Below are 12105 nucleotides of genomic sequence, written 5' to 3' on the forward strand. Positions count from 1 at the left end.
CAAACTCCGCTGCTGCCCCCGCCGCGCCGGCCGACTGGCCAAAGCCATCCACGTCCTACAGAACTACGAGATCACCGCAGGATGAAAAAGGCTCACTGCGTCGTTCTCCGGAGGTGACGTGGAGCGTTCGTTCTTGCCGTTGACGAGGTTACGCGTGGTCGAGGATCAGCTCTCCAAGCCGCTTGCGGGATCGTCACATTCAAGTTGTCGACGACCACAGCCGGCAGCAGAACTGGTTCAGGCGCCAGGTGCAACCAGCATGCGGAATGGGCGTGCTGGTCGTATTCGCGGGCATCCTGAGTCGACGATGAACGCGGTGACGCCGAGGGCGAATCCAGTGAACCTGGTGCAGCGCACCAGGTTCAGACGGTGACAGAGCTGGTCCGTCAACCTCGAACGGGAAGCGGTGAGGCGACGCGGCCCGAACCGGTGTCTCTCCGATCTGACCACGTGCGTCTGCACGGGACACTGGTCAGCTGCCTTGAGGCCGCTTCTCCTGCTGGATGTTCTGGCGGTAGCGGCTCACCACGCGGTGGACCGGGCGATCACTGAGGGGCCTGCTCGATGCGGGCGAAGTCGTGGACGTATTTGGTGATCAGGTCTTGGGTGAGGTGGGGGGCGCTGAGGCCGGCTTGGCGTAGTGCGGCGGTGAATCGGGTGGTGGGGAGGCGTGGGGCCGCGTGTGTTTCGGTGGGTGAGTCGAACGCGTGCAGCAGTGGTAGCAACGACTGTCGTTGGTGTGCCTCCGGCAGTCCTCGCAGCGCGGCGCCGAACCGCGTGACCCACTCGGTGTAGTCCTCGACGCGCGTCACCTGGTGTCCGGCGTCGATCAGCCAGTCCACGAAGGTGTCGAGTGAGATGCCGTTGTCGTGGGGGTTCATCACGTGGTAGGTCTCGTAACCGCTGACGCGGGTGGAGAGTGTGCTGATCGCTTTGGCCACGAAGTCGACCGGCAAGCCGGCGAAGTGCGCGCTCTGAGGAGATCCGTCGGGTGCCGGCCGGTAGAAGGAGGCGGGAGCGAGCCCGGTTGTGAGCACGCTGCGCAGGAGCCTGGTGAACACGTCCGAGAGGTTGAGCTGTCCCGCGTACCGGGGGTGGGCGAGGATCAGGTCCGACCGGAAGACCGCGACCGGAAGGTCGTACTCCTCATGGGCGTGGCGCAGCAGGACCTCGGCCGCCCACTTGCTCGCGCCGTATCCGTTGGCGTAGGACGAGTTCAGCTCACGAGCCGGGTGGGTGCGGCGGATGTCGTCCTGTTCCCCGGTTCTTCCGCCGTCGAGCGCGGTGATCGTGGAGACGAAGGCGATGCTCTTCCTCTTGGTGGTCAAGGCGAGTTCGATGACCGTCGCGGTGCCTGCCACGTTCGTGTCGTGGAGCTCGTCGTAGGGGAGCAGGTGGTTGACGAGCGCGCCGGCGTGCAGGACGAGGTCCACCTCGGTGGCGAGCCGGTGCCATGTCTGGTCCGGTAGTCCGAGCCGCCGTGCCCCGAGATCCCCGTCGAGCACTTCCAGTCGCCGGCTCGCAAGACCTGCGAACAGCGCGGGTAGATCCTCGTCGCCGCCGTCGTACGCGGCGGCCAGCCTCGGTGCGCCGCCGCGTACCAGGCAGATCAGCTTTCCTCCCACCTCGGGCAGCCGGCCGAGCTGTTCCAGGCACAGGAATCGTCCGAGGTAGCCGTTGGCTCCGGTGAGCAGGACGGTGCGCGGATCACCGCCAGGACCGGGCGCGAGGAGGGCGGCCTGAAGGGCGTGGGTGTCGAGGAACTCCGCGAGTCGCAGATCTTCGACGGTGACCGATGAGGCCGGGGCGCGGTGCGCGGTGGCGGGAGCCGTCTTGGCGGTTTCGATGTGTTCTGCCAGGGTTCCGAGGTCAGCCGCGGGATTGATCACCATGCTCACCGGCACCGGCACCTCGAAGACGTCCCGCAACAGGGTCGCGAAGGTCAGTGCCGACAGCGAGTCGCCACCGAGGTCGCGGTAACGGGTCTCGGGCGTCACCGACGCCACGGGACATCCCAGCAGCGCGCTCACCGCACGGCGCAGGGCGGGGAACACCGGCTGGTCGCGCCCTGCTGCCCGCAGGGCGGTGAGTTCGCTGACCTCCTCGGCGGCCAGCAGGTCGTACAGGGCCTCCAGCACATCCCGGTAGCGATTCAGCATCCGGGGGCGCAAGGGCTTGCGCATCTCCGAGAGCAGACCGTTCTCGACGCTGAACGGTTCGCGCTCCACCAGAACCGCGTGTGGTACCTCGTAGGAGTTGAGTCCGTATTCGCGTCCGATGGAACGAAACGACGACAGGAGCGCATGTGAGGCCTCGTCGTCCTTGTCGGACACGGCGCCCGACGGGACGGCCACCGCGAGCAGGTATGCGCGCTCGCTGTTGCCGTACAGGAAGATCTGGTCGACCAGCGGGCTGGTCGCGAACAGCAGTTCCAGCCGGGTGAGTGCGACGAACTCGCCCTGCGACAGCTTGAGCACGGTGGACGCGCGGTCGAGGTACTGCAGACGATCGGGCCCCACCTCGGCCATGATGTCACCGGTCCGGTAGAAACCTTCCTCGTCCGTGAGCCGTGCGGTGAGGTCGGGCCGCCGGTAGTAACCCGGGATGAGCATCCTGGACTTGACCAGGAGCTCACCGCGAGGATGCGGTGTGTCCGTGGTGAGGTAACCCAGCTCGGGAACGTCGGCGAGCCGGTAGTCCTCCACGACGGAGCGGACCACCTGACCGTCCACCACGAGCGGGCCCGTCTCGGTCGATCCGTAGCCGTCGTGCAGCTCGACACCCAGGCAGGAGGAGACGAACTCCCGCGTCGTGGCCGCCAGCGGGGCGGAGCTGAACGCCGCACGGACGACGCGGCCACCCAGCACGGACGTGCGGATGTCCTTCTTCACCTCGGTGTCGATCTCGGCCGGGTTCTCCGCTCCCCGGCGAGCCATCTCCTTCTGGTGATACTGCCGGAGCATGTCGCAGACACGGGGGATCAGGAACAACTCGACAGGCCGGACCAAGCTGATGTCCCGCAGCAACTCCGACAGATCCGGACTCGCGGTGAAGTAGCTCGTGCCACCCGCGCTGAACGTCTCCACCAGCTGCGTGCGGCCCGCCAGATGACTCAGCGGCAGGTAGCTGATCCGGACGGCGCCGAGACCGGCGACACCGGGCCGGAACTTCAGCCACCGGCCGCGAACCAGGCTCTCCGGGTACATCGCGCCCTTGGGCGTGCCGGTGCTCCCCGAGGTGTAGAGCAGCGCGACCAGCGGATCCTCCGCGTCCGGCACATGTGGCTCGGCGCGGGGCAACGCCGACCCCCGGGCCACGAGCTCCGCGAGCGTCTCCACGACAGCGGTGTTCCCGGCCGCGTGGAGCTTTTCCCTCGCCGCGCGCACAGCGTCGCGGTGGTCGTCGTCGTCCGCGTGGTGGTCGAACACGATCACGTGACGAACCACCGCACTGCCGAGCACGGACTCGATCGCGACATCGAGCTGGGCGGTGGAGGTGGCCAGCACCCTGGCCTCGACCTCGTCGAGAATCGGCCTGAGCCGGGCCGCCGAGGAACCCGCCTGCAGCGGAACGGCGACCAGCCCCTCGTGCACACAGGCCAGATCGACCACGACGTAGTCGGCGCTCGTGAAACCGAGCGTCGCGACGAAGTCACCGGGTCGCGGCGCCGCGATGTCGTCGTCGTGCCGCCACGCCGCGGCCACCGCACGCACCCGCCCCCAGAGCTCGCGATAAGTGGAGGTTTCGAACCGGTCCAGCAGCCGCCGGGTCGCGCGGCCCGATGCCGGATCGGTCACCAGCTCGGTAGCCCTGGTGCCGGTCGCGGGCCGGTCGGCGTAACCGGTCATGACCTCGCCCACCACCTGGGAAAGACGCAGACCCGGCCGCTGCATCGCCTCGGTGACGGCATCATCCGGTATGAGAGCGCGCAGTTGCTCGTCCTGAACGCGCAGCCGGTCCGCGAGCTGGTCCGCCCAGCCTGCGACCGGCCCGCCGAGGTCCCTCCGATCCTGCGGTACGTCGCCGATCGCGATCGGATCAGAGCGGTCCACTGCCATCGTGTGCTCCTCAGAACGCCTGTCAAGACAACAACACTGTCCGGGGTCGTGGCCGTCCTGACGGGTTTTGCCTGTTGGTGCAGACACATGTGCCTGATCGGGCATCCGCTTGTCAGGATCGAGCCTCGACCACATGCGCACGTTCGGCAGGTCAAGTTCACCACCGCCGATGTGCCGCACCCGCGACTCGTCTGTCTGTCGGACGCCCCCTGGAGACTTGGGGCGGGTCGTAATGGTCAACTCATGTCCATCTGCAGTGGCGCGCCGCCCTGCGACCTGCGTAGCGGACCTTGCGGTTGGCGGTCCTCACCCACCCTTGCCATTCCTTGTGCGCTGAGCGTTCCTGAGTGCGAGCACAGCATGTCCAAGGGGAAGCCATCCCGGTGATCCTGGCCCATCGGCAGCGAGTGCCGGTGTCCTTCCGGGGTGGGAGTGGCGGAAGGTCGCAAAACCCGTGCCGGTGGTCGTGCAGTGGCAGACCCCCGTGCTCGCGGTGGCGCACCCACGCCGGTTTCGTCTTGTCGGTGCGGGACATCTCGTTCCTCCGGAACCAGCCGCCTGGGCTCCCAGGCTTTCCAGGTGGGCGGTCAAGGCATCCGCGTCACCACGATCACCTGCTCTCCGTCCAGGCCGAAGAACGTGGCGTCGGCCTGATTCTTCCAGGCCACCGCTCCTCCACGGCATTCCCAGGTCATAGCCGATCGACCGGGGCGATCCGCGTTCGCGAGCCTGCGCCATCGGTGTTCGCGTCCCTGTGCCACGAGAGCTCTCGGCAGCTGCCGAGGCAGGCGAGGTCGTGCGAAGAGCGTCGTCCGCGGATGCTGAGCCAGATCGCGGCGACGTGACCCGGCTCAGCGCGGCTCCGTCCCGAGTGGACTCCCGGCTGTACCGGTTCGCCACCGCCGTGATGGGAACGCGACCAGTGAGGTCGACGAGTGGCCCGAAGCCCGTGGTAGATCCGTAGATCGACGTGCCCTCGGTGAGGCGGCCCAGCATGAACTCCTGGCAGGCGGCGACCCGCTCCAGTGGGCTCTCGCTCAGGCGAACGTCGAGAGGAAGTGCAGCCAATTACAGCGAAGCCGGAGTGAGGTCGCCACGGATTTCGACGACCCGTAGCAAGAGCGCACTGGTTTCAGACAGAGAAGTCCTTCGCAGAACTTCGCGCCGCACCGGTCAGATCCGGATGAGTGCTTTGATCGAGTTGCGTTCGTGCATCCGCTGGTAGGCGCTGGGCACGGCATCGAGCCCGACCACGAGGTCGAACACCGGTGAGGGATCGAGCTGGCCTGTCAGCACGCTGTCGAGCAGTTCGGGAATGAGCACGCGGGCAGGCGTCAGGCCTCCGGTGAGCCGGAGATTGCGCAGGAAGATCTGGTCGGTGCTCTTCAGCGCGGCGTGAGGAGCGCCGACGAGCACGACCGTGCCACCGTTGCCGACCGCGGCCACCGCCGTCTCAACGGCTTGCGTGGTGCCGACGCAGTCCACGACGGCGTCGGCACCACGCCCTTGCGTGAGTTCGCGAATTCGATCGCTTGCCTCTGCTCCGCGCTCGGCGAGGACGTCGGTGGCACCGAACTTCCGCCCCAGGCGGGAGCGGGATTCGTGGCGGCTCATCAACAGGATCCGGTCGGCGCCGGCCAGACTCGCGGCGAGCACCGTGCACAGACCGACCGCGCCGTCACCGATCACCGCCACCGTCTTGCCGGGGATCACCTCGGCGTTGCGGATCGCGTGGTGACCGGTGGACATCACGTCCGCGAGGGTGAGCACAGCGGATAGGCGTTCGTCCTGCTCGTCCATCGGCAACGCGATCAGCGTCGCGTCGGCGTACGGCACTCGCACAGCCTCGCCTTGACCACCGTCGTGGCCGCCACCCCACATGCCACCCTCCTCGCAGGAGGTGGGCAAACGTTTCTGGCACTGGGCACAGGTGCCGTCGGACCACATGAACGGTGCCAGCACGAGCTGACCGGGCTGCAGGGTCATGACCGTCGGCCCGACCTCCTCGACGACGCCGAGGAACTCGTGTCCCGCTCGTGGCCCAGGCGGAACCTCGCCCAAGCCGCGATAACCCCACAAATCGGTGCCACACACGGCGGCCAGCACGACACGAACGATCGCATCGCCGGAATCGACAAGGCCGGGGTCGGGTACATCCTCGATTTGGATGCCATTCGCCTTCGTACGGATTGCGGCACGCATCGCGCTCCCTCGGTACCGTGATGGTGCGACCTTCGGTCAGCGCCAGAAGACCGCGAAGTCCAGGACTCCGGAAAGCTTGGCGAAACGCGCTCATGGCATCAGCCCGTGTTCCACGGCTTGGAACAATGACAGATGCCGGTTCGGCTCCTCCTGCCATTTCCGGATCTTCGGCGAGGGCAAGGCGCTGGTGCCGGTGTCAGGTCACGTCGGCGACGTTGTCGGTGGCTGTCGAGCCCAAGTGGAAGGAGCAGGTGTGACTCGATGATCTGGACCTGATCTACTCCCGACACGGAGTCAGCCTTGAGTAGGCCAGGCGCAGCAGCGCTCGCGTGAGTACTGCCGCAGGACCGGTGATCCTGTTGCCGTGCCGATGGTATGTCCACTGTGGACATCACGATCTCTTCAGGCATCCGCATCCGGTGAAGCTGGAGATTCTCGCCGCGCATCTGACACCAGCCAGATCAGCATCGCACCAACGTGTGGTCCTCGACCAGGACACGGTGTTCGCCGAGGCGTTGAGGTCCGTCGAACGGGAAATCCGCCGATGCGGCGTGGAGTACGGCCATGCAGAACGATCAGAAGCTCACGGATCAGTCCGACATACCTGCTCGGCCGGACAGTCAGTGATGATCGCTCGTTTCGAGGGCGAGCATCACCCTCGAAGAAGCTTCTCGTATGCGGGTCTGTCCTTCCTCGTGCGCGAGTGCGATCGGGTGGTCCTTGCCGAGGAACTCCGTCGATGCTTCCTGACGTGCCCGATGCGCCAGCTCGAGGTTGGCGGGTAGGACAGGGGTCACGCAGTGCCACAGAGCGTCTCGCGTCAGGGTTTCCTCGTCCGCGTAGCACGTCATTTCAGCGCTCAGCCCGCGTTCGACCGCCTTGGTGGCGGCAGAGGACTGGTGGGCCACCAGTGCGACCACGCGACGGGGGAACGTGGTCATCGACGCGATGTACCGCGCGCTGTCCAGTGGCACGAACCCCGTTTCCTGCAACTCCACGGCGGCACCGACCCGGTGCAACCACGCCGCGGCGGAGAGGACATCGGCCTCGTCCTCCGGCAGGAGGATGGGGCCGAGCACCTCGGCGCGGTGGACGACAAGCTTCGTGTACTCCCAGTGGTGTGAATGGTTCTTGCAGAGAATTGCTTCCGCCAGCTCGTGGGCCCAGTTCGACAGACGCATGTCCGTCAGAGTAGGACGAGGAGATCGCGTCGCGTGTACCTTCTTTTCTGTCCGAACGTACGCGGGCGTGCAGCCGGGTTTCCTTGCGGCGCAACGACGGCACATTCGTGCGGACGAGCTTGATCCACTCGCGCACAGCAGTAACACGCCGATCTCGCCGGCGGTGCACAGGCTTGCGCATGACCTCAGGTACGTCGAGGTTTGCGCTCGACGAGCGGACGGATTTCGCGCATTCTCAACCTCGCCGCACCCGACGCCAGAGCGGAGACGTTCGAGAAGCTCGTCTGAAGTCAGGGCAGGACACTCCGGTCGGCTGCCAGTACCGCGCGAAGCTTGGCGAGTGCCCGGTGCTGGGCGACGCGAACAGCTCCGGGAGTGGAGCCGATCGCTTGCGCGGTCTCCTCGCTGGACAGCCCGAGGACGACGCGCAGGGCGAGGATCTTCCGCTGGCGCGGGTGGAGCCGCCTCAACAGCTTGCCGAGGTGGGCCGTCACTTCTGCTCGCAGCACCAGCGGCTCGGGCTCTTCTGGGCTGCGTTCGATGTCAGGGGTGTTCGCGGTCAGCTCGAGCTGATCTCGCCTCGCCGCTCGTAGCGCGTCGGAGAGCTTGTGGGCGGCAATGCCGTAGACGAAAAGCAGGAACGGCGTGTTTCGCCCGCGGAGCCTGGGCAGCGCCTTGAGCACGCCGATGTTGATTTCCTGGGCGATGACCTCCGGATCGAAGAGTGAGCAGTCACGAGCTCGCACGCGGGTGCGGCAGTACTGCGTCACCAGTGGCTGGAGGTGCGTCAGCAGACGCGTGACGGCACGCTGGTCACCCGCTGCCGCTGCCTGCACCTCCGTGTCGACGTCTCCGTCCCAATACGATGGCGCGGAGGCCTCGGTCCTTGGTGTCATGATCGTGAACTCCAGGTGCGGCTCGCTGGCCGGCGGGGACCCGAGCGTTGAGCGATTTCCTGCCACCACCTGATCGGAAACGGGCGACGATGCACAGGCCTGCGGCGGAATCCTGGCCGAACGGGAATCTCATGTGTACGTCCGTCCCCGATCTGAGGCGGCAGGCCGGCACCCTGCGATCTCCCGGTCGTGCGCATGACCCGGCGGGGAGCGAACCGGTGTCGGCAACGGTGAACGACCTTGCTCTTCGTTTCCGAACGTCCGTCCGTTGGGGCAACCCGTCTTGGTGTTTAGGGCAACGCTCTTGCCCGTGTCGGTACTCGACTTCGACACTGGTGTCATGGAATTTTAGATCCTGCGCGTTCGAAGGTTAGAAGGGTGACGTTGCATCCGAGTTTTGGCGGATGGATTTGAGAAGCTTTTTCTTGAATTTGTCTCATTGTGTTCGTTTTCTGTTTTCGGGGACGTATGGCATCCCGCCTGCTCCAGCAGATCGGCAAGCCTGAACACGGACACGTCCCGTTATTCTTTGACGCACCCTGACCGCCAACTGGTCGCCGTGGCGTCAACGCGCGCGACACGCTGAGCGATTGCTCGTACGACCGGTGATCGGCGAGGGCAGGGTGAAAAGGGCTCAGTGTGTCATTTCTCGGTGCTTCGCATTTCCTGATGAGGAGTCGTCTGTCATGGCCCATCCCGTTACCCGATCCGTCAGCATGGACAGCCTCGTCTCACGCGCCGGTCCTCAAGGGCAGATGTTCGCTACTGTGGTCTCTTCCGGGCTTTGCGGCAGCAAGTCGCTCGGCGTTGGCTACGTCACCATGAAAGGCCGCCTGCACACCCACGCGCATCGGCACATCAACAGCGATATCGTTGTGACCGTGGTCAGTGGCATCGCGGCGACCGTCTACGGTGAGGAGCTGCAACACGTCGCAATCCACCACCCCGGCGACTCGATCTTCATTCCGGCAGGAGTGCTGCACGCAGCGGTGAACCTCTCCGACGAGGTCGTCCACGCCGTCGAGGTGCGAACCGACTGCGACTTCGCGGACGAGGACGTCGTGCCGTTCCCCGATCTCGATCTCGTGGTCGGCGCGATCGCCGACCGGCTTCAGAAGCAGTTCGTCACCGGTACGCCGGTCGGCTGACGCCAGTGCCGCCGGTCTGGCGGCTCAGGCGGAACAACCCATGATGCGCAGGAGATTCACCGCTGCCGACGGAACTCGTTCGCGGATGTCGCGCGACGTCAGCATCCGCTTGTGCGGGAAGTCCAGCGAGTGCCCCATCGGCAGCATCGGCGCGCCCTTGTGGCCGGAGGCAAAGTGGACGTCCTGTGTGGAGGGAACACAAGTACCGGCACACAAGGGTGAAAGTGGCTGCTTGGGCGGGAGTGGGCACCGGAGCCACATGCCGAGGTGCATCGCGACTTTCGTGATCATGGGATACCGCTCGCTCCCGGAGTGCCGGATCGAGTGCCAGCGCAACGCGAAGCCTTCGAGTGCCGGCAACGGCAAGAACAACAACACCGCCTGGTGCGAGGTCGTCCACCGCGGCGACCCCGCTTCGCCTTGCCACCCCGGGGATGTCGGCACCGAGATGCCGACGACCGGATTCTCGTCCTCGTGGTTCGCGTTGGGGTGGTAGCGGCTGTGCTTGCCGGCACACCAGCGGTAGCCGGCTCCGACAAGTCCGCTGTGGACGCACTCGGCGACCTCGTTCCACGTGCGCGAGGTGAAGATCTGCTTGTGCTTGGCGTCGTGCCGATGAGCACGGGCTGCGCGGCCATCACGGCTACGACCGCCGCCAGTTGCCACGACGACTCGCAGAGCAGCGCGAACACCACCAGACCACCACGTAGAGCTCCAGGTTCACGCCAATCCAGGCGAAGCGGTGACCACATCTCCGGCAGGCCGGCTTGCGAGCAGGTACGAGGACATCCCTCCAGCAGGACTGCTGGTCCCGCTGACTTGGTGTCCATTGCCGGGTGTGTCAAACGAGCGGCTCTGGCTCGTAGTCGGTGGTGACGTGGAGTAGCTGTCAGGGTAGGAGGATGCGGTGGCGGAGTAGGTCGAATCCGGCGCGTCCGTGCATCTGTCTCATGATTCTCTTGGTGCGGGTGTTGACGCCTTCGGTGCGGCCGTTGTGGTAGGGCAAGGTAACGGCACCGTCCACAGCGGACCGGTCGATCTCGAGACCGTTGGTGAGGCTGCGCAGGTGTGGCAGGTCGACAGCGCGAGCCGCCGCTATCCACTCGGTGAGCTTCACGTCGTTGCCCTCGGCCGGTGTCAGCAGTGCGGCGAAGCCGCGCACCAGACTGGCGAGTGCGGTCATCTCCGGGCAGGCAGCGGCGATTTTCTCCAGCAGAGTCGTGTCCTTCGCGCGCAGATTCTCGGGGTTGATGAGCAGGAGGCGGCTGGCGTGACGGGAGGTCGTGACGGGGCGGTCGCCTTCGGCGCGGCCCTGGTTGAGGTAGCGGATCAGCAGGTTGGCACTGCCGGTGTAGCCCTTGTCGCGGATCTCGGCGAGCAGGTGGGTGACGGGGACCGCGGGATCGGCCGCGCGGCGGGCACGCAGATGATCACGGTAGGGGTCGACCAGGGTCGGGCGGTAGGTCGGAGCGATGCGCAGGACCTGGGGCTCGGGCATGCGGGCGTAGCGTTTGACCGTGTTCAGAGCCACGCCGAGGCGGCGGGAGCAGTCGAGCAGACCGACGCCCTGGCCAAGCAGGTCGTGGACCTTGCTCCAGCGTTCGCGAGTGGTCTGCTCGTGAACGCCGCCGGGACGGGGCGGGTTGACGGTAGCCCAGCATCCGGCGTGCGCGCGGACCTCGAGCAGGACCTTGTCACAGAGGTTGCGCCACAGGTGCCATCGGTCACTGACCTGCACCGCGTCGGGCAGGGCTCGGCGGGCAGGGCTCGGCGGACAGCTTCGGCGTAGGTGGCCGAACCGTCCCGGCACACGACCTCGACACCGGGATGCTCGCGCAGCCACGACTCCAGGGTGGCCGCGTCGCGACCGGGCAGGACCGCGACACGCCGGCCGGTCTCGGCATCGATGATGATCGTGGCGTAGCGCTGACGGCGACGCAGGGCGAAATCGTCCACGCCGATCACCCGCGGCACCGTCGGCTCGGGCAACGGCAGGCGCCGTAGACGGCGCAACGCGGTGCTGCGGGACACGGGCGCGGCAAGGAGATTGGCCAGGCGTGCGGCGGCCCGACCGCATAACTCTTGTGCCACTTGGGATATCAGCCGGACAAGCCGCACCGTGCGACGCTGGTGGCGTTCCAGCAGTCCGGGTATCTGCTCACGGAAAGTCTGCCGTCGACAACCCAGGGCTGGGCAGACCAGCCGCCGCACGCGCAGGCGAACGACGACCTGACGGCCATCGACCGGCACATCCTTCACCGTCCGGTGGTGATACCCGTGCACCTTCGCCGTCGCAGTCCCGCAGACCGGACAAGACACGGCCACATCCCGAGTACGGGCCGTGACCACCACCATGCCGCCGTCCTCCGTGACGTCCTCGATCACCAACGCTGACAGCCCGGAGAACACTGTCCCCACAAGGGAATCGACAGTCATCACAAGATCATGATCGCGGACAGCTACTCGCCGTCACCACCGGCTACGAGCCAGAGCCGAACGTTTTTACAGTCCCTTTTACAGTCCCCGTCGTGAGGAGAGTTGTGTCAGTTCGGGAAGTCTTCCCTGCATGGCTGGCTCAAGAGGCGAGGCGTGATGAGGGTGCTGTGCGATTGTGGTGCGG

The 12105-nt window shown here is 66.2% G+C and carries 6 protein-coding genes and 2 pseudogenes; 2 read left to right on the forward strand and 6 right to left on the reverse strand.

The features are described 5' to 3' along the window. Positions 1-85: pseudogene (locus tag ABZV40_RS45210) on the forward strand (IS5/IS1182 family transposase); the annotation flags it as partial. Positions 86-545: 460 nt separating this feature from the next. On the opposite strand, the gene car reads toward ABZV40_RS45210, so the two are convergent. From car to ABZV40_RS45230, 4 genes are all read right to left on the reverse strand, one after another. Beyond that, positions 546-4058, reverse strand: a complete 3513-nt coding sequence (gene car / locus ABZV40_RS45215) for a carboxylic acid reductase (RefSeq protein WP_355456292.1) — start codon at positions 4056-4058, stop codon at positions 546-548. A 1173-nt stretch (positions 4059-5231) separates the two neighbouring features. Continuing rightward, positions 5232-6260 (reverse strand): zinc-binding dehydrogenase, encoded by a 1029-nt coding sequence (locus tag ABZV40_RS45220; protein ID WP_355456293.1) that lies wholly within the window; start codon positions 6258-6260, stop codon positions 5232-5234. 620 nt (positions 6261-6880) lie between these two features. Continuing rightward, positions 6881-7441, reverse strand: coding sequence for a hypothetical protein (locus ABZV40_RS45225; protein WP_355456294.1), 561 nt, complete (start codon positions 7439-7441; stop codon positions 6881-6883). A gap of 290 nt (positions 7442-7731) precedes the next feature. Next, on the reverse strand, positions 7732-8403 hold the full coding sequence (locus ABZV40_RS45230) for a sigma-70 family RNA polymerase sigma factor (protein ID WP_355456295.1): 672 nt from the start codon (positions 8401-8403) through the stop codon (positions 7732-7734). Between the two features lie 620 nt (positions 8404-9023). On the opposite strand from ABZV40_RS45230, the gene ABZV40_RS45235 reads away from it, so the two are divergent. After that, entirely contained in the window at positions 9024-9485 is a 462-nt protein-coding gene (locus ABZV40_RS45235; RefSeq protein WP_355456296.1) for a cupin domain-containing protein, read from the forward strand. A gap of 24 nt (positions 9486-9509) precedes the next feature. Here the strand turns inward: ABZV40_RS45235 and ABZV40_RS45240 are convergent, their stop codons facing one another. After that, positions 9510-10151: a hypothetical protein gene (locus ABZV40_RS45240; protein WP_355456297.1), complete on the reverse strand. Its 642-nt coding sequence runs from the start codon at positions 10149-10151 to the stop codon at positions 9510-9512. Positions 10152-10374: 223 nt separating this feature from the next. Continuing rightward, a pseudogene (locus ABZV40_RS45245) lies at positions 10375-11921 on the reverse strand (ISL3 family transposase). Positions 11922-12105: the final 184 nt, after the last annotated feature.

The sequence above is a fragment of the Lentzea sp. NPDC004782 genome (assembly GCF_040609115.1).
In the GTDB taxonomy this organism is placed as follows: Bacteria; Actinomycetota; Actinomycetes; order Mycobacteriales; family Pseudonocardiaceae; genus Lentzea.

Excerpts from the sequence above, each read along its gene's own strand:
- ABZV40_RS45220 (WP_355456293.1), bottom strand. The coding sequence starts at position 6,260 with ATGCGTGCCGCAATCCGTACGAAGGCGAATGGCATCCAAATCGAGGAT.
- car (WP_355456292.1), bottom strand. The coding sequence starts at position 4,058 with ATGGCAGTGGACCGCTCTGATCCGATCGCGATCGGCGACGTACCGCAG.
- ABZV40_RS45225 (WP_355456294.1), bottom strand. The coding sequence starts at position 7,441 with ATGCGTCTGTCGAACTGGGCCCACGAGCTGGCGGAAGCAATTCTCTGC.
- ABZV40_RS45235 (WP_355456296.1), top strand. The coding sequence starts at position 9,024 with ATGGCCCATCCCGTTACCCGATCCGTCAGCATGGACAGCCTCGTCTCA.